The 17981-nt window shown below is 72.1% G+C and carries 13 protein-coding genes; 8 read left to right on the forward strand and 5 right to left on the reverse strand.

Going from position 1 to position 17981, the window contains the following annotated elements; genetic code table 11:
- Positions 1-21 precede the first annotated feature (21 nt).
- Genes MUN78_RS09485 through MUN78_RS09500 form a run of 4 tightly spaced genes read left to right on the forward strand, consistent with a single transcriptional unit; the run spans position 22 to position 5333 of the window.
- The gene (locus tag MUN78_RS09485) at positions 22-1086 is read left to right on the forward strand and encodes a sugar ABC transporter substrate-binding protein (RefSeq protein ID WP_244689431.1); all 1065 of its coding nucleotides are present in this window, start codon (positions 22-24) and stop codon (positions 1084-1086) included.
- Entirely contained in the window at positions 1086-2588 is a 1503-nt protein-coding gene (locus MUN78_RS09490; RefSeq protein ID WP_244726023.1) for a sugar ABC transporter ATP-binding protein, read from the forward strand. The genes MUN78_RS09485 and MUN78_RS09490 overlap by 1 nt, the downstream gene beginning before the upstream one ends.
- Positions 2581-3573 (forward strand): ABC transporter permease, encoded by a 993-nt coding sequence (locus tag MUN78_RS09495; RefSeq protein ID WP_244726024.1) that lies wholly within the window; start codon positions 2581-2583, stop codon positions 3571-3573. Before MUN78_RS09490 ends, MUN78_RS09495 begins: the two co-directional genes overlap by 8 nt.
- Positions 3570-5333, forward strand: coding sequence for a CocE/NonD family hydrolase (locus tag MUN78_RS09500; RefSeq protein WP_244726026.1), 1764 nt, complete (start codon positions 3570-3572; stop codon positions 5331-5333). Before MUN78_RS09495 ends, MUN78_RS09500 begins: the two co-directional genes overlap by 4 nt.
- A 179-nt stretch (positions 5334-5512) precedes the next feature.
- Here MUN78_RS09500 and MUN78_RS09505 read toward each other — a convergent pair whose 3' ends face one another.
- The 3 genes from MUN78_RS09505 to MUN78_RS09515 form a co-directional block, all read right to left on the reverse strand.
- Complete coding sequence (locus MUN78_RS09505) at positions 5513-6874, reverse strand: flavin monoamine oxidase family protein (protein ID WP_244726027.1); 1362 nt, start codon at positions 6872-6874, stop codon at positions 5513-5515.
- A gap of 63 nt (positions 6875-6937) precedes the next feature.
- Positions 6938-7291: a putative antibiotic biosynthesis monooxygenase gene (locus MUN78_RS09510; RefSeq protein ID WP_244726029.1), complete on the reverse strand. Its 354-nt coding sequence runs from the start codon at positions 7289-7291 to the stop codon at positions 6938-6940.
- Between the two features lie 86 nt (positions 7292-7377).
- Complete coding sequence (locus MUN78_RS09515; protein ID WP_244726031.1) at positions 7378-8901, reverse strand: APC family permease; 1524 nt, start codon at positions 8899-8901, stop codon at positions 7378-7380.
- 128 nt (positions 8902-9029) lie between these two features.
- Here MUN78_RS09515 and MUN78_RS09520 point away from each other — a divergent pair, with 128 nt between their 5' ends.
- Together MUN78_RS09520 and MUN78_RS09525 are read left to right on the forward strand one after the other, a co-directional pair.
- The gene (locus tag MUN78_RS09520) at positions 9030-9971 is read left to right on the forward strand and encodes an alpha/beta hydrolase fold domain-containing protein (RefSeq protein WP_244726033.1); all 942 of its coding nucleotides are present in this window, start codon (positions 9030-9032) and stop codon (positions 9969-9971) included.
- A 154-nt stretch (positions 9972-10125) separates the two neighbouring features.
- Positions 10126-11484, forward strand: coding sequence for an aldehyde dehydrogenase family protein (locus MUN78_RS09525; RefSeq protein WP_244689446.1), 1359 nt, complete (start codon positions 10126-10128; stop codon positions 11482-11484).
- Between the two features lie 143 nt (positions 11485-11627).
- Here MUN78_RS09525 and MUN78_RS09530 read toward each other — a convergent pair whose 3' ends face one another.
- The gene (locus MUN78_RS09530) at positions 11628-13079 is read right to left on the reverse strand and encodes a CoA transferase (RefSeq protein WP_244726035.1); all 1452 of its coding nucleotides are present in this window, start codon (positions 13077-13079) and stop codon (positions 11628-11630) included.
- A 50-nt stretch (positions 13080-13129) separates the two neighbouring features.
- On the reverse strand, positions 13130-15040 hold the full coding sequence (locus tag MUN78_RS09535) for an FAD-dependent monooxygenase (protein ID WP_244726037.1): 1911 nt from the start codon (positions 15038-15040) through the stop codon (positions 13130-13132).
- A gap of 224 nt (positions 15041-15264) precedes the next feature.
- Between MUN78_RS09535 and MUN78_RS09540 the strand changes: the two genes are divergently transcribed.
- Positions 15265-15984, forward strand: coding sequence for an IclR family transcriptional regulator (locus MUN78_RS09540; RefSeq protein WP_244726039.1), 720 nt, complete (start codon positions 15265-15267; stop codon positions 15982-15984).
- Between the two features lie 159 nt (positions 15985-16143).
- Entirely contained in the window at positions 16144-17949 is a 1806-nt protein-coding gene (locus MUN78_RS09545; protein WP_244726040.1) for a thiamine pyrophosphate-binding protein, read from the forward strand.
- Positions 17950-17981: the final 32 nt, after the last annotated feature.

Raw genomic sequence — 17981 nt, forward strand, 5'->3', positions numbered from 1 at the left:
TCATCGGGTCAAGGAGGTCCCATGCATACGAGTCACCGGCTTCGCGCCATTCCGGTCGCGGCGCTCGCCGCCGCCCTGCTCCTCTCCGGCTGCTCCGCATCGAACGCGGGCGCAGCGCAGGATTCCGCGACGATCAACCTCGACGCCCCGCCGCCCGAGGTCCCGGAGCTCGTCGCCGAGTTCGAGGACGTGGAGGCCGGGAGCGGAGCGGGCCTCACCATCGGGTTCACCCAGCTCGCGCTCTCCAGTCCGTTCCCGCAGGCCCTGCAAGCCGGCATGGAGGCGCAGGCGGAACTCGCCGGGATCGACCTGATCACGTGCGATTCCGAGCTCGACGCGGCGAAGGCGCTCGACTGCGCACGGCAGTTCAAGACGCAGAATGTCGACGGTCTCGTCACCTTCCAGGCGGATGCGGCGAGTGCGCCCGCGATCTGCGACGCCGGCCCTCAGGTCCCCGTGTTCTCCGTCGATATCGCCCAGGAGCCGTGCGAGTCGGCCTTCGTCGGCGCCGCGAACGAGTACGCGGGCCAGCTCATCGGCTACCACCTCGGCCAGTGGTTCGGCGAACACGAGCGCTGCGACTACGACGCCTTCATCTCACTCGAGTCGACCGCCGTCGGCGAGGTCAACGAGCAGCGCATGGGCGGGATCCGCGAGAGCTTCGCCTCGGTCTGCGGAGAGATCCACGATCTCAAAGTGATCGACACGGGGGCCGGCGGCCAGGCCGACGTCGCGCTGCAGCAGATGACCGACACGCTCACCGCCCTGCCCGGCGCGGACAAGGTGATCGTCGTCGGCATCAACGAGGACGTCATCGTCTCCGCCCTCGCCGCCGCGCGCACCCAGAACCGGGAGGACGACCTCTATCTCGGCGTCCAGAACTTCGATCCCACGAACTGCACGATCACCGATGCTGAGCACTGGCTCGGCAGCGCCGCGTACTTCCCCGAGAAGTATGCGAACCTCATCGTTCCGAACATGATCCGCGCGATCGCCGGCGAGGACGTCCCGGAGCAGATCCTCGTGCCGCACGAGTTCATCAACGCCGAGAACGTCCGCGAGTACTATCCGGACTTCGCCTGCTGATGCGGGAGGAGCCGTTCATCAGCATCCGCGGGCTGCGCAAGTCCTTCGGCCGCGTCACGGTGCTCCACGACGTCGACCTCGATCTCGCCGCGGGCGAGGTCACGGCGCTGCTCGGCGAGAACGGAGCCGGCAAGTCGACCCTCGTGAAGATCCTCACGGGCTCGTACCGCTCCGATGCCGGCCGGATCACCATCGGCGGCGAGGACGCCACGAACGCCGGCATCGCGACGACGCGCCGGTACGGCGTGCGGACGATCTCGCAGGAGCTCTCCGACGCTCCCGCGCTCTCGGTCTCCGAGAACATCTCGCTCGGCTCCTGGCCGATGCGCGGGCCGTTCGTCGATCGCCGCGCGATGGACCGCACGGCACGACGCGTGCTCGCGGAGCTCGGCAGCGACCTCGATCCCGCTCGTGCCGCAGGAACGCTGAGGCTCGGGGAGCGCCAGCTGCTCGAGATCGCTCGAGCGACGGCCGGCGACATGCGCGCCGTCATCCTCGACGAGCCGACGGCCGCCCTCTCCGATGCCGAGGCCCGCGTGCTCTTCGCGGTGATCGCACAGCTCACCGCGCGCGGAGTCGCCGTGATCTACATCACGCACCGACTCGATGAGGTGTTCGCCATCGCCGATCGCACGCTCGTGCTCCGCGACGGGCGCGTGGCCCTCCACGCGAGAACGGCCGAGACGAACGCCGAAGAGGTCATCGCCGCGATGGTCGGCAGGAAGGTCGAACAGGTCCGCTACCCCCCAGGCTCGGACGCGCGGGAGCGACCCGGCGGCCTCACGGTCAGCGGGCTCGACGCCGAGGGATTCTCCGATGTGAGCTTCACCGCCGAACGCGGGCGCGTGGTCGGCATCTACGGCAAGGTCGGCTCGGGCGTCGTCGAACTCGCGGAGGCGCTCTTCGGCGCTCGTCCGGTCCGGGCCGGACGCATCGAGAAGGATGGCGTCCGGCTTCGGCTGAGCGGACCCGCGGCGGCGATCCGGGCGGGCATCGGCTTCCTGCCAGCGGACCGGAAGGGCGACGCCCTGCTCCCGACCCGCGGCGTCGCCGAGAACCTCGCCGCACCGTCGTGGCGACGGCTCGCTCGCTTCGGCTTCCTCTCCAGACGAGTCGAATCGGCCGCGTACCAGCGCTGGCACGAGCCGCTCGGGATCCGTTCCCAGGGCGAGCCCGAGCAGCGGATCACCACGCTCTCGGGAGGCAACCAGCAGAAAGTGCTGCTGGGCCGCTGGCTGGAGCAGGGCAGCGACGTCCTCGTGCTCACCGAGCCGACGCGCGGCGTCGACGTCGGGGCCCGGCAGGAGATCTACCAGGCGCTGCGCCGCCTCGCCGACGACGGCGCCGTCGTCATCGTCGCCACGAGCGACTACGAGGACATGATCGCGATCGCCGACGAAGCGCACATCCTCATCCGCGGGCGCCAGGTCGCCCATATCCCCGGCGCGGACATCTCCGTCGCCTCATTGACTCACGCCGCAGGAGGCGCCATTCATGTCTGACACGCTCACCGCACTCCCCGCTCCCCCGTCGCTCGGCTCGCCGAAGCCGGCCCGACGCCGAGTCCGCCTCCCCGAGGCCGCCGCCCTCCTCGTCTTCCTGGTGGTCGAGATCGTCGTCTTCTCCGTCGGCTCGCCGTACTTCCTGAGCGTCGACAACTTCTTGAACATCCTCACCGCGATCTCCGTGACGGGCGTCCTCGCCGCCGGGGCCACCGTGCTCCTCATCGCGGGGCAGTTCGACCTCTCCGTGGGATCCGGCGTCGCCTTCGTCGGGCTGACCCTCGCCCTGGCGGCGCCGGCACTCGGGCTCCCCGCGGCCGTGCTGCTCTCGATCGTCGTCGGTCTGCTCATCGGCGCCGTCAACGGCTTCCTCGTCACCGTCGTCGGCGTCAACGCGCTCATCACCACGCTCGGCACCATGGCGATCTTCCGCGGGCTGACGGTCTCGCTCGGCGAGGGCAGGAACATCCCGGTGACGGGGTTCGACTGGGCGATCCAGCGCCCGCTGCTCGGGATCCCGATGCCCGTGATCGTCCTCGCCGTCGTCGTCGCCGTGATCGCCGTCCTCCTGCATCAGACGCGCTACGGCCGCTCCGTCTACGCGATCGGATCGAACGAGTCAGCGGCGAGACTCGTGGGCCTGCGCAACCGGGGCATCCTCTTCACCGCCTTCCTCATCTCCGGAGGCTGCATCGTCATCGGCGGGTTGATGAGCACCTCGCTGCTCGGGTCCACCTCGGGCACGAGCGGCCTCGGGCTCGAGCTCGCGGCGGTGACCGCCGTCATCCTCGGCGGCACGAGCCTCAAGGGCGGGACCGGAACCGTGCTCGGTACGGTACTCGGCCTCGTGATCGTCGGGGTCATGAGCAACGGCCTCACCCTCATGAACGTCGCCTCGAGCTGGCAGAACGTGGCGAGCGGATGCCTCCTGATCCTCGCCGTCTCCTTCGACCGGCTCCGTCAGCGCCTGGGGGCGCGCGCGTGAGCGTCTCACGACCGGAACCGGCATACCGCGTCCTGCGCGACCTCGCGGTCCCACTCCGCGACGGCGCCCGCCTCGCGACCGATGTCTACCTGCCCGAGGGAGGCGGCCCCTGGCCCGTGCTTCTGGCCCGCACCCCCTACGGCAAGGGAGACGTCTTCCAGAGCCAGTTCATCCTGAGCATGCAGTTCGCCGACGCGATCACCGAGGGATTCGCGGTCGTCATCCAGGACACCCGCGGACGCGGCGGGTCGGAAGGGTCGTTCACGCCCTTCGCCGACGAGCGCGATGACGGCTACGACACGCTCGAATGGATCGTGTCGCAGAGCTTCAGCGACGGGAACGTCGTCATGTTCGGGGCGTCGTACGTCGGCGCGACGCAGTGGGCGGCGGCCGCGAGCGGCCACCCCGCGCTCCGGGCGATCGCGCCCGTGCTCACGTCGCCGAGGTTCCGGGAGGATTGGGTGCTGCCCGGCGGAGCCTTCCACCTCGCATTCCAGTTGCAGTGGGCGTTCGAGGCGCTCGCCCCCGTCGAAGCGCAGCGGCGCGACTGGGACGGTGCGGGGGCGGGGGCCGCTGCGGCGCTCCTGCGCGAGATGCGACGGGATCCCGCCTCCGCCTTCGCACGGCGTCCGCTGCTCGACGAGACCCTGCTGACCGTCGCACCGTACTTCGGCTCGTGGCTGCGCCGCCCGGGCGAGCCGCAGGATCGATTGCCCGCGGGTCCGGCGCTCCCGGACGGTTCGACCCCCCTGCCGGCGCTGCACGTCATCGGATGGAACGACCTCTTCGCGCACGGAGGACTCCGAGCGTTCGAGCGCGCCATCGCTCCCGGTGCGCCCGCCGCGGAGCACCAGTACCTCATCGCCGGCCCCTGGTCGCACGGGAACATGAGCGATTGGCAGGGCGATACCTGGCACGGCTACGACTCCTCCGGTGCGGGCGCGGATGTGCAGGGTGATCAGCTCCGGCTCGCCGCAGCCGTCGTGGCCGGCGAACGTCCGGACCTCCCGCGGGTGCGCTACTTCACCAGCGGCATCAACCGATGGCGGACGAGCGAGACCTGGCCCCTCGAAGGCATCGGCACCCGCGAATTCCGGCTCCGTGCGGACGGTGCATTGCGGTCGCCTGACGCTCCTCCCGGCGCAGAGGACGTCGACGCGCGCCCCGATCCCGCCGTCGACCGCTGGATCGCCTTCACGAGCGATCCCGAGAATCCCGTGCCGAGCGTCGGGGGCCCGTCCTTCCTGCCCGGGCTGCTGCAGGGCCGCAACTCCGGCCCGATGGATCAGCGGGAGGTCGAGTCGCGCGATGATGTGCTCCTCTTCACGTCGCAGCCTCTCCCCGCGCCGATGCAGGTCACCGGCATCGCGCGACTCGACTTCTGGGGCGCGTGCGACCGGGAGGATTGCGACTGGAGCGTCCGGCTGTGCGATGTCGATGCCGCGGGCGTGAGTCGAGTCATCGCCGACGGTCATCTCCGCAGCAGATTCCGCGACGCGCACGAGCGCGGTCTCGAACCGGGCGTGCCCGAGCGGTTCAGCGTCGAGCTCTCTCCGACGAGTCACGTCTTCGCCTCCGGTCATCGCCTGCGGCTCCAGATCACCGGCTCGAACTTCCCCCGATACGACGTGAACCCGCATCGCATGGTGCCGATTCCGGTCGCGCGGCCGCACGACTACGTCCGGGCGACCCAGCATGTCGTGATCGCGCCCGGCCGCGAGGCGCGCCTGCTCCTGCCCGTGCTGACCCCCGAGAGGTGACGATGCCCGTGCCCCGGGCTCGGGCTCGGGCTCAGACTCGGGCTCGGGCTCGGGCTTCCGAACGCTCGCGGATGACGCGAAACGGGGCTTCCGACGCCGGCGACCCCCGTCCGCGTCATTTCCGCGAGGATTCGAACGGGGCGGCGTACGACGGGCAGGAGCCGCACCCGGCACGTCGGCTACGGTGCGAGCAGTTCGAAGGGCAGCTCCCGCCCGAGGATCCGCTCCGCCGCGCGATGGCCGGATCGGAGGGCGGCCGTCACGGTCGCGGGGTCCTCCGTCCAGGTCGCCTCGCCCGCGAGGTGGAGGACCCCGCCCGATCCGGGCGCACCGCCGAGCGGCGTGGCGAGCAGGTCGTGGTCCTCGGTGCGGGAGCCCACGGTCATGAACGCGTAGGAGCCCCGGGCGAAGGGATCGTCGCGCCAGCGCGACACCCGTACCCCGCTCGGCTCGGGCACCCGGTCCCCGTAGAGCTCCCGGAGCGCGGCGAGCACCGACGCCGCGATGCGCTCGTCCGACCAGTCCCGCGTCGCCCGCGCGCACGGCCCGGCGGCGAAGGTGAGCAGGGTGGGCACTCCGTGCAGCGGTGTGAGGTCGTACCAGGAGTGCCACCACGCCGCCGCCGGTCCCTGGCGGCGGATCGCGTAGACGCCGTCCTCCCAGAACCGCTCGGGGAAGCGCAGGAACACCTTCTCGAAGTCGTTCATCTCGAGCCCGCCGAGCGCCCCGGCCACCGGCTCGGGGAGCGGCGGCTCGAAGCGGAGCCCGTCCTCGGCCCGCAGCACGCCGACCGGCACGGTGACGACCACGCGGTCGGCGGCGAACGCGCCCCGATCGCTCGTGACGATCGCGCCGTCCTGCCCCCACTCCACGAGCGCCGCGACGTGGCCGAGCCGGATGTCGAGCCCCTCGGCGAGCCCGTGCGCGAGCGCGTCGTAGCCGTCGGGGAACACGACCTCGTCACCGTCGACCTGGTCGTCGTCGAGCCCGTGGGCGTCGAGTCGTTCGGCCGCGACCCCGTACTGCTCCTCGGCGCGGTGCCGGAGGAACTCGCGCACCCGTTCGGCGCGATCCGCATCCCACCCCTCCGCGCGCAGTCCGTCGAGCGTGCGCTCGACGGCGTCGGCATAGGAGACCGGGGAGCCCGGCGCGATCGTGGCGACGGTCCCGGCGAGGCGCTCGTCGAAGCCGTGCACGTCCGCTGCGAACCGCGCGGCGGCCTCCGGGGAGAGCCGCTCCCCCGCCGGGCCGAAGTCGGCGATCGGGCGCCCGTCGGGCTGATAGCTCCCGACGGTGAACTCGGCGCGCCGCATGCCGAAGCGCTTCGTCACGCCGGCGAGCGGGTTGTCGTCGATGCCGTGGATCCAGGACGCGCCGACGTCGGTCGTGACGCCGTCGGCGCGCTCGCTCCAGGTCCGTCCGCCGACCCGCTCGCGGGCCTCGAGCACCAGCACGCGCTGCGCGCCGGCGCCGGCCAGCAGCCGCGCAGCGGTGAGTCCGGCGACCCCCGCACCCACGACGATCGTGTCGAACCGCTCCATCGAGACCTCCCGGTGCACCGGATCCGCGGTCGCGGGCCCGGGATCAGGATAGCGGCCGGCGGTTCAGGCCGCCGCGCGGTCGCGGTCCGCCGCCACCCGCGCGATCCCGATCACCGGGAGCGGCACGGTCTCGGCCTCGGCGACGGCCAGCTCGTCGAGCACCGCGCGGAGCCGCCGTTCGCGGCGCGCATGCTCCGGATGGCGTCGCAGCCACGGCGCGAGCAGCCGAGTGATCGCGGGCATCATGATGAGCGACATGAGCGGGGCGACGACCGTGACGACGATCGCCGAGCGCGCGGGCAGTGCGATCCCGCCCCACCACGGGAGCATCGTGATCGCCCACGACGTCGCGACGTTGACCGGGTACATGCCGATCCAGATCGCGCAGACCCTCTTCCATCGCAGTCGCGTCTCCATGCCCCCATTCCAGGGCATCGCTGTGTCGTCGGGATGACGCGGCGGTCACGCAGCGTGTCGTGCGCGTAACGGTTCGCGCACGCGTCTCACTCGTCGGGGACGAGCACCGGCGTGTCGCGATTGAGGCTCTCGCGCCGGAAGTAGGGCTTGGCGTTCGGGCGCAGCCACCACAGCCCCATGAGCACGAAGCCGAGCAGGATCGCGCCGACGCCGATCACGAACGCCCCGCCGATGCCGAAGATGACGGTGTAGCTGTAGTCGACGCTGATCATGTCGATCGCGGACTGGACGAAGGCGTAGCCGAGGAGCAGGCCGCCGAGGAGCGGCAGGATGCCCCGCATCCAGAGGTTCCGGGCGGAGTCGCGGAGGGTGCCGCGGAAGTACCACACGCAGGCGAAGGAGGTGATGGCGTAGTAGAGCGCGACCGCGAGCCCCATCGAGGTCAGCGAGTCGGCGAGCATGTCCTCGGAGAGGATCGACATGCCGACGTAGTAGACGATCGCGGCGACGCCCATCACCGTGGTGGAGAACCACGGGGTCTTGAACTTCGGATGCAGTTCGGCGAACTTCGCGGGGAGGGCCCGGTAGACGGCCATGGAGAGCGTGCCGCGCGCGGTGGGGAGGATCGTCGTCTGCGTCGAGGACGCGGCCGAGAGCATGACGCCGAGCAGCAGGAACCAGCCCCACGGCCCGAAGAGCGCGCCGCCGAGCACCGTGAACACGTCGTCGAGGTTGGCCTCGTTGGTGAGCCCGAAGCCGCTGTCGCCGAAGCCCGCGAACATCATCACGACGATGGAGATGCCGACGTACAGGACGATGAGGACGACGATGGTCGAGAGCGCCGCCCGGCCCGGCGTCTTGCGGGGGTTCTTCGTCTCCTCGTTCAGGGCGAGGCAGGTGTCCCAGCCCCAGTAGATGAACAGCGCGAGCAGCACGGCCTCCATGAAGCCCGACCACGAGGTGAGCTGGGCGGGGTTGAACCACTGCCAGTCGAAGGCGATGGAGCCCGGGTTGCTGCCGTCGAGCGCGTGCCACAGCGCCAGCGCCCCGAAGAGCACCATCGCCACGATCTGTATGGTCATGAGGATCATCTGCAGCCGCTCGCCGATCTGCACGCCGACGGTGCTGACGAAGGTCATGATCGCCATGAACACCACGGAGGTTGCGACGACCACGACGCGGTTGCCCGCGAACTCCTCGTTGCCGAGGAGCAGCCAGAAGTACTTGCCCGTGATCTCGCCGACGTTCGCGAGCACCATGATGGCCGAGACGGCGACGGCCCAGCCGCCGATCCAGCCGACGACGGGCCCGAAGGCCTTCGCGCCCCACACGAAGGTGGTGCCGCAGTCCGGCATCTCGCGGTTGAGCTCCTGATAGGCGAAGGCCGCGAACACCATCGGGATGCACGCGACCACGAAGACCAGCGGCGCCTGCGCCCCGACTGCGACGATGACGTAGCCGAGCGTCGCCGCGAGCGAGTAGAGGGGCGCGGTCGACGCCAGCCCGATGATCGTCGAGCCGACGACCCCGAGCGCACCCTGGTTGAGCCCCTTGCCGACGTGGATGTGCCCCGTCTCCGTGGCGTTGCCGAGCGTGTGCTTCTGGGACATGGGCGCCCTCCTTCAGGACGATGCGGGCCCCGGTCGATGCGGCCCGGTGCGACGGGCTCATCCTACACAGCGGCGCGGACGCGCCGATGCTGCGAGGATGGTCGGAGATCCCAGCAGAAGGAGAGCCCGTGATCCTGCCGAGCGCCGCCGTTCCGCTGTACCTCGCACTCGTCGGGGCCCGTCGCCCCTTCGCCACCGCCGAAGGCGCTCGCGCGCGCATCGCCGAGCGCCGTCTGCGACCGCTCGGCTACGCGCCTCCCGAGCGGCTGCGCCGCGACGTCGCGATCTCCGCGGGGCACGAGCACGGCTGGCCCGTGTACCGGGTGACGCCGAGCCCCGTGCTCCCGAATCTCGCGCGCGCCGCGGCGGCGCTCGTCTACGTGCACGGCGGCGGCTGGGTGAACGAGATCTCGCCGCTCCACTGGCGGCTCGTCGCCCAGCTGGCCGCGGAGGCGAACCTGGAGGTCATCGTTCCGATCTACCGCCTCGTGCCGTTCGGCACGGCCATCGAGGCGCGCGACGGCGTCGCGGCGCTCGTCGAGGAGGCCCGGGCGCGCTACGACGACGTCCTCCTCGCGGGCGACTCCGCCGGCGGCCAGATCGCGCTCTCCGCCGCGCTCGCCCTGCGCGATCGGGGCATCGCGCTGCCGCTCACGACGCTCGTCTCCCCCGCGCTCGACCTCAGCTGGAGCAACCCCCGGATCCCGGAGGTGCAGCCGAGCGATCCGTGGCTCGGCGTGCCCGGCGGCGTCGTGCTCGCCGAGGCGTGGCGCGGCGAGCTGCCGCTCGACGATCCCGCCGTGAGCCCGCTCGCCGGGGAGCTCGCCGGTCTCGGCCCGCTGAGCGTGTACAGCGGCACGCGGGACGTGCTCAATCCCGACGCCCGGCTGCTCGTCGAGCGCGCGCAGGAGGTCGGAGTCGGCGTCTCGCTCCACGAGCGGCGCGGGCAGCTGCACGTCTACCCGCTGCTGCCCACGCCCGTCGGCCGCTCCGCCCGTGCCGACATCGTCGCGGAGCTCCGGGCGGCGGTGCGCGGGGGGCGTGCCACGCCCGCGGGCGCAGACGACTGATTCCGCAGCGATTGGGCGATCCGAGCTACGGATCCGCCCGTCTCCCCCCGGCGAACTCACATGATCCCGGAGGGCTTCCCGGTAGTGCGAAGCGATCCCGTGTGGGAGACTGGGCGTGCACAATCCCCGTTGATCACTAAGGAGTGAATCACCTATGAGCACGTTCGCCGTCATCAATCCGGCCACGGGCGAGACCGTCGCCGAGTACCCCGACGCGACCGCGGAGGAGATCGAGGCGTCGCTGGCCTCGGCGCAACAGGCCTACCGGAACTGGGCCCGCAAGACGACCGTCGCCGAGCGCGCGGCGCTCGCGGCTCGCGCGGCCGAGCTCTTCGAGGAGCGCAAGGACGAGCTCGGCGCGATCATCAACCGCGAGATGGGCAAGCCCCTCGAGCAGTCGGTCGGCGAGGCCGAGTTCTCGGGCGCCATCACCGCGGCCTTCGCCCAGAACGCCGAGAAGTGGCTCGCGGACGAGGAGCTCGAGGTCGAGGACGGCCTGAAGTCGTTCTTCCGCTTCCAGGGCACCGGCGTGATCCTCGGCATCATGCCGTGGAACTACCCCTACTACCAGGTCGCCCGCTTCGCGGTGCCGAACCTCATCCTCGGCAACACCATCATCCTCAAGCACGCCGCGCAGTGCCCCGAGTCGGCGCTCGCGCTCGAGCAGCTCTTCAAGGACGCCGGCTTCCCCGAGGGCGCCTACGTGAACGTGTTCGCCACGCACGAGCAGATCGCGGGCATCATCGCCGACGACCGCATCCAGGGCGTCTCCCTCACGGGCTCCGAGCGCGCCGGCGCCATCGTCGCCGAGCAGGCCGGGCGCGCCCTGAAGAAGTGCGTGCTCGAGCTGGGCGGCTCCGACGTCTTCCTCGTGCTCGACACCGACGATCTCGACCACGCGGTCGAGCACGCCGTCGGCGGGCGCATGGAGAACACCGGACAGGCCTGCAACGGCTCCAAGCGCATCGTCGTGATGGACACCTACTTCGACGAGTTCTCCGAGAAGTTCAAGGCCGCGATCGCCGGCCAGTCCTACGAGTCCGGCGATTTCGGGCCGCTCTCCTCCGCCGCGGCGACGAAGACCCTCACCGCCCAGGTGCAGGGCGCGCTCGATCAGGGCGCCGAGGTGCTCGTGGGCGACAACTCCCCCGAGGGCAACCTCTACACGCCGTCGGTCATCACGAACATCACCCCGGCGATGGACGTGTACAGCCAGGAGCTCTTCGGGCCAGTCGCGCAGCTCTACAAGGTGTCGAGCGATCAGGAGGCGATCGACCTCGCCAACTCCTCGCCCTACGGCCTCGGCTCCGTCGTCATCTGCGACGACCTCGAGCGCGCCGAGCAGGTCGGCAACCAGCTCGACGTGGGCATGGTGTTCATCGGCGCCTCCGGCCTCGAGGGCGCGGACGTGCCCTTCGGCGGCGTGAAGAAGTCGGGCTACGGCCGTGAGCTCGGCAAGGTCGGCATGCTCGAGTTCGCCAACAAGAAGCTCTTCCGCTTCGCCGCGAAGTAGCGCGCACGACGGCGGGGCCGGGATCCTGGGCGGATCCCGGCCCCGCCGTCGTTCCCGCTCCCGCACCGTCGTGTCCCCGATCGCGAGCGGTTGCGCGCCGGCGCCCCCTCCTCCGACGCGCGACCGCCCCTCGGGCCGCCCCGCTATCTCCAGCGCGGCGCGTCGCTCCCGATCTCCCGCGCCGGAAGCTCCGCCTCGAACGACACGCCCGTGAGCGCGAGCGGCTGACGAAGCCGCCGTGCCGGCCCCCACGCGGTGCGCTCGATGCCCGGCGCCAGATCCGCGGCGGTCTCCGCGCGCATGCCGGGTCCCGGCGGGATCGGGGCGTGCGGTGCGAGCAGCGCCGCCGTTCGCGCGAGCGAGAGCGACGCCCGACTCCCCCGACCGGTCCGCGCGCGTCGCGCGAGCCCCTGCACGGCCGCGCGAGCGAGCAGGAAGCCGGTCGCGTGATCGAGCGCCTGCACGGGCAGCGGGATCGGCCGCTCGCGTCCGAAGACGCGCATGCCGGCCTCCGCGATCCCCGTGGACATCTGCACGAGACTGTCGAATCCCCGGCGCGCCGCCCACGGCCCGGACCAGCCGTAGGCGCTCAGCCGCGCCTCGACGAGGCCGGGGCGCGCATCCTCCCGCACCGTCGCCCCGAGCCCCAGTCCGTCGAGCGCACCCGGTCGATAGCCGTGCACGAGCACATCGGCGTCCGAGAGGAGGTCGAGCAGGCGCTCGCGCCCCTCGGCGCGGCGCAGATCGAGACGCGCGGTGCGCTTGCCTGGCATCACCTCCGGCACGACGCCCGGTTCGTCCCAATCCGGCGGATCGATCCGGAGCACCTCGGCGCCGAGATGCGCGAGGAGCCGCGTGGCGATCGGGCCGGCGAGCACGCGGGTGAGATCGAGCACCCGGATGCCGCGGAGCGGCCTGGCGCGATCGGCGCCCGAGCGCGGAGCGTCGAGGTCCGCGCGGCCCGCGGTGGGCGCCCAGCGGATCACGGGATCGACGGCGACGCTGCGCCCCGGCGCGCTCGCCCGCCAGTCCGCCGCCGTGCGCATCGCCGCGGCGCACCCGCCCGCGAGGTGCACCGCCGACTCGAGCTCCTCGGCGCGCCAGCGGACGACCGCCGCCGCGACCCGCTCGCGGTCGGGCGGCGCATCGAGCACGACTAGCGCCGCCGCCCGGTGCGCCGGCACATTCGTGTGCAGGCGGATCCAGCCGTCGGCGGTCCGGTAGTCCCCCGCGATCGGGTCCCAGGGCGGCGGCGGAGCCCAGCCGATGGGGCGCAGCGAGGAGCCGAAGCCGAGCGAGGCGAGGCGTCGGTCCACGACGAGGTCCGGCCGTTCGCCCAGCGCCGCCGCGCACCAGTCCGCGATCCCGAGACCCGCCGCGGCGACCGCGGCGCTCGCGAGCGCGGTGACCGGGAGCGCTGCGGGCAGCGCTCCCGCACCCCGGATCGCGACGCGGGGCGCCGCGCCGCCTCGCGCGCCGCATCGCGCACCGCCTCGCGCGGCGCCGTCCGGCGCCTCGCCGTCCGGCGCGCCCGAGGCCATGATCTCCTCGAGCATGCGCGTCTCCATCGGGTCGGAGGCGTGATGCTCGTCCATCTCCCCAGGCTACGCCCGCGACCGGGGCGGCGCATCGCCCGCGGAGTCGCCTAGCCGCGCGGCAGCAGGAGCCCCTCGAAGAACTCGCCGAGCAGTTCGGGGCGATCGAGGGGCAGGATCGCCGACACGTAGTGATCGGGACGCACCACGATCGCGACGCCCGCGCGCGAGACGCCGCGGAGCTCGAAGATGTCCTCCTCCGGCAGCGCCGCGTAGACCTTCTCGTAGTCGGTGAGCCCGAAGGGTCCGGAGGCCGGGAGGAACAGCCGCGGCACGCGCGCGAGGTCGACCTCGTGATGGTGCTCGGGGTAGACGGCCTTCACATCGAAGAGCGCGTCGAGGTCGGCGCCGTGCGGGGTGAAGCGGGCGACGGGCGAGGCGGGACCCTCGGCCAGCCACGCGGCCCAGCGCTCGAGCCGTTCCCCGCCCGCGTCGGCGAAGGCGTAGATGCGGAATCGGCCGTCGGCGCGATGGTGGTGCCCGAGGTGCACCTCGACGGCGTCGGCCACGCGGGTCGTCCGCACGGATTTGAAGCGCTTGCCGATGGGGAACCCGCTCGCGAGCTCCTGATGCGCTCCGTCGCTCGTGAGCATCGACGCCGTGTACTCGGTCATGAACCCCGCGGGGAACTCCGCCGTGCGGACGTAGAACTCCTCGACCTCGCCGGGCGAGTCGAACTCCTCGGGCTTCTTCGCCATGAGCGTCGACCACTCGTGATCGAAGTCGATGAGATTCTTCGAGGTCACCCAGCGCTCATCCGAGTAGGTGCGCAGCAGCGACTCGGGGCTGCGGCCCTCGAGCACGTAGCCGAGCTTCCAGCCGAGGTTCCAGCCGTCCTGCATGGAGACGTTCATGCCCTGACCGGCCTTCGCGCTGTGCGTGTGGCAGGCGTCGCCCATCAGGAAGACGCGCGGCTTCCCGTCGGGCGACGTGGCGGCGTCGTCGAAGCGGTCGGTGAGCCGGTGGGCGACCTCGTAGACGCTGTGCCAGGGCACGTCGCGCACGTCGAGGGTGTAGGGGTGCAGGATCGCGTTCGCCCGTGCGATGACCTCCTCGAGGGGGGTGTCTCGGACCCTGCCGCCGTCCTGCTCGTCGGTCTCGCCGAGGTCGACGTAGATGCGGGCGAGGTGGTTGCCCTCGCGCGGGATGTGGAGGATGCTGCCCGCCTCGGAGTGGATGATGCACTTCTTGCGGTAGTCGGGGAAGTCGGTGACGGCGAGCACGTCCATGACGCCCCAGGCGTGCAGGGAGGTGGAGCCCGCGAGCGAGCCGCCGATCGCGCGGCGCACGGCCGAGCGGGCGCCGTCGGCCCCGACCACGTACTTCGCGCGCACGACGACGGACTCGCCGTCCTCGGCGCCCGCCGCGCGGGCGGTGCCGATGCCGGCGCCGGCGTATCCGGCGACCCGTCGCAGGGTCACCTCGACGGGGTACTCCCCCTCGCCGAGCACCTCCAGGCCGACGAACTCGTAGCCGTAGTCGACGTCGCCGCGCGCCGGGGCGTTGCGCGCGAACTCGGCGAAGTAGTCGATCACCCGCGCCTGGTTGACGATGAGGTGCGGGAACTCGCTGATGCCCTTCGGATCGTCGGGGGTGATCGCGCTGCGCACGATGTTCTCGGGCCGCTCCGGATCCGGCGACCAGAAGTCGGTCTCGGTGATCTGGTAGGCCTCCTCGATGATGCGGCGGGCGAAGCCGAAGGCCTGGAACGTCTCCACGCTGCGCGCCTGAATCCCGTCGGCCTGCCCGAGCACGAGCCGGCCGTCACGGCGCTCGACGACGCGCGTGACGACGTTCGGGAACTGGGCGAGCTGCGCCGCGGCGACGATGCCGGCGGGACCGGAGCCGACGATGAGCACATCGATCTCCGCGGGCAGTTCCTGCGGTCGGTCGAGGCCGACGCCGGCGGCCGGCTGGATGCGCGGATCGGTGGAGACGTATCCGTGATGGTGGAACTGCATTGTTTCTCCTCGCTGGTGCCGCGGAGCCGTGCTGCGCCCCGGTGCCGGGCACCGGTCCGTCCTCATGCCTCCGCGCCCAAAATGTTCAATAATTGAACACATCGTTTGAATAACGCACAGACAGAATATCGTGAGGGCTCGGCCCGCACAACACGCGGGCGCATCCCGCTTGCGCCGCCGCGCCGCGGCACGGGCGGGCGCCGCTTTCGAGGAGAATGGACGCTATGACCCCCTCACCCGAGACCGGGACCACGCCCGCGGGCTCCCAGACGCTCTCCCGCGGACTCCGCGCACTCGAACTCCTCGCGGAGGCGGAGACCCCGATCTCGATCGCGGAGCTCGCCGAGGGGCTCGGCGTGCACCGTTCGAACGCGTACCGCATCCTCCGCACCCTCGAGGAGCACCGCTTCGTCGCGCGGGATCAGGCGGGGCTCATCCGGCTCGGGCCGAAGCTCACCGTGCTCGCCCGCGGCGTCGCGCCCGCCCTCCACACCGCCGCGATGCCGGCCGTCACGCGACTCGCCTACGCCCTCGGCATGACCGCCTTCGTCACCGTGCTCGACGCCGTGGAGGTCGTCACCCTCGTCACGGTGGAACCGGCGAACGTCCCCGCGAGCATCTCCCGCAATCCGGGTGTCCGTCACCCGGTCGACCGCGGGGCGCCCGCGCACGCGATCGAGTCGTCGCTGACCCCGACCGAGCGGGCGGCCATGCTCGGCGACACGGAGTTCAGCGCCGCGGCGCTCGAGGCCCGGGCCCTCGGCTACGCGCTCAGCCGCAGCGAGGTCATCGACGGCGTCGCGGCCATCGCCGTGCCCCTGAGGATCCCCGGGGAGCCGCCGGCCGCGCTCGCGGTCGTGCACTTCATGCTGCCCGAGAACCTCGAGGAGGTCGTCGCGGAGCTCACGGATGCGGCGGAGGAGATCGCGCGCAGCTATCGATGAGCGCAGGCGCCTCGATATGATGTGATCGTCCAGTCCGGTCGGAGCGATCCGGCCCGGCCGGAGAAGGCGCTCGAAAAAGGGGCGCTGCTGTCGCGCGATGGGCGCGCGACGAGACATACACGGTCCCCGACTCCCCGCATCATTCGCAAAGGAACTGTGATGTCCGCTCCGACCGCGCTCAGCGCCGCCCTCGCACGCCTGCTCGCCCGCCACACCGACCGCGCCTTCGGGCTCATGGGGAACGGCAACGCCTTCCTCATCGACGCGCTCGCCGAAGCCGGCGTCGCGTATACGGCCGTGCGCCACGAAGCCGGGACCGTCGCCGCCGCCGACGCCTACACGCGGGTCTCGGGACGGCTCGGGCTCGCGACGACGACCTACGGCGCCGGCTTCACGAACGCCCTCACCGCGCTCGCCGAGGCCGCGCAGGCCCGTACCCCGATGCTCGTGGTCGTCGGCGACGCCCCGACCGGCGGCCCGCGCCCCTGGGACGTCGACCAGGAGATGCTCGCCGCGGCCCTCGGCATCCGCAGCTACACGCTCTCCGTCGCCGATCCGGAACGCACCGTCGACCGCGCGGTCGCCTACGCCCTCCGGGTCCGCCGCCCCGTCGTGCTCGGCATCCCCTACGACATCGTGAACGCCGAGACGCGGCCCGCGACCGTCGCGCCGACGGCGGCGTCGATCGACCTCTCCGATCCCGCGACCCTCGCCGCGCTGACCGCCTCGGTCTCGGGGGCCCCGATGCCGTCGGCCCCCGATTCCACGGTCGGCGCGGGGCCCGATACCCCGGCCGTGGCCCCGGCCAGGCACCAGATCGAAGCGGCCGCGCGCATGCTCCTGGAGGCGGAGCGTCCACTGGTCCTCGCGGGTCGCGGCGCGCACCTCGCCGCCGCGACCGCGGAGCTCGGCGCGATCGCCGACCGCCTCGGAGCCCTCACGTCGACCACGGCGCTCGCCCGCGGCGTCTTCCCGCGCGCCGAGTACGACCTCGGCGTGACCGGAGGATTCGGCCAGAGCGCGGCGATGGCGACCGTGGCGACGGCGGACGTCGTGCTCGTCGTCGGCGCGAGCCTCAACCAGTTCACCATGCGCTTCGGCGAGCTCTTCGGCGCCGGCACGCGCGTGATCCGGATCGATGCCGAGCAGGTCGCCCCGCCGAGGACGGCCGGTCCCGTCGCCCACGCGCTGCTCCAGGGCGACGCCCGCGAGGTGCTCGCCGCGCTGCTCGATGCGCTCGGCGCGCCCGGGCCCGAGACCCCCGGCGGGTCCGCCTGGCGCGACCGCGTCGCCGGGCTCGAACCCGGCGGCGCGCTCCGCGTGCGCGATGACGGCGGCGCCGAGCATCCCGACGGGGTGTGCGCCGACGGCCGCCTCGATCCTCGGGCCGTGGCCGCGCGCATCGGGGCGCTCCTCCCCGCCGACCGGCACGTGACGAGCGACGGCGGCCACTTCATCGGCTGGGCGAACATGTACTGGCCGGTGGCGTCTCCCGAGCGGATGGTCATGGTGGGCACCGCCTACCAGACGATCGGCCTCGGCTTCCCGACGGTCGCGGGCGTCGCCGCGGCGGCCCCCGGATCCACGGTCGTGCTCTCGACCGGTGACGGCGGCGGGCTCATGGCGCTCGCCGACCTGGAGACCGCCATCCGCACGGCGCCGAGCGCCGTCATCGTCGTCTGGAACGACGGCGCCTACGGCGCCGAAGTCCACCTGTACGGGGCCATGGGCCTCGACGAGGGCCCGATGCTCATCCCCGATGCCGATTTCGCCGGCCTGGCCGGCGCGCTCGGCGCGACCGGCGTGCGGGTCGAGCGGCTCGCCGACCTCGACGCGCTCGCGGCGTGGACGCGGGCCGGCGCGCGCGGCACGATCCTGCTCGACTGCCGCGTCTCCCGCAGCGTCGTCGCCGACTACCAGCGGGAGATCCAGCGGGTCAACGGGCTCGACGCGCCCGAGGCGTAGCGGTCCGGAGCCCGCTCCCGGGCGCCGCCGCG

Origin of the sequence: Leucobacter allii (assembly GCF_022919155.1) — a bacterium.
Classification (GTDB): domain Bacteria; phylum Actinomycetota; class Actinomycetes; order Actinomycetales; family Microbacteriaceae; genus Leucobacter; species Leucobacter allii.

Coding starts and splice junctions, on each gene's coding strand:
- MUN78_RS09485 (WP_244689431.1), top strand. CDS start 22: ATGCATACGAGTCACCGGCTTCGCGCCATTCCGGTCGCGGCGCTCGCC.
- MUN78_RS09490 (WP_244726023.1), top strand. CDS start 1,086: ATGCGGGAGGAGCCGTTCATCAGCATCCGCGGGCTGCGCAAGTCCTTC.
- MUN78_RS09495 (WP_244726024.1), top strand. CDS start 2,581: ATGTCTGACACGCTCACCGCACTCCCCGCTCCCCCGTCGCTCGGCTCG.
- MUN78_RS09505 (WP_244726027.1), bottom strand. CDS start 6,874: ATGGAGCGGTTCGACACGATCGTCGTGGGTGCGGGGGTCGCCGGACTC.
- MUN78_RS09510 (WP_244726029.1), bottom strand. CDS start 7,291: ATGGAGACGCGACTGCGATGGAAGAGGGTCTGCGCGATCTGGATCGGC.
- MUN78_RS09515 (WP_244726031.1), bottom strand. CDS start 8,901: ATGTCCCAGAAGCACACGCTCGGCAACGCCACGGAGACGGGGCACATC.
- MUN78_RS09525 (WP_244689446.1), top strand. CDS start 10,126: ATGAGCACGTTCGCCGTCATCAATCCGGCCACGGGCGAGACCGTCGCC.
- MUN78_RS09530 (WP_244726035.1), bottom strand. CDS start 13,079: ATGGACGAGCATCACGCCTCCGACCCGATGGAGACGCGCATGCTCGAG.
- MUN78_RS09535 (WP_244726037.1), bottom strand. CDS start 15,040: ATGCAGTTCCACCATCACGGATACGTCTCCACCGATCCGCGCATCCAG.
- MUN78_RS09540 (WP_244726039.1), top strand. CDS start 15,265: ATGACCCCCTCACCCGAGACCGGGACCACGCCCGCGGGCTCCCAGACG.
- MUN78_RS09545 (WP_244726040.1), top strand. CDS start 16,144: ATGTCCGCTCCGACCGCGCTCAGCGCCGCCCTCGCACGCCTGCTCGCC.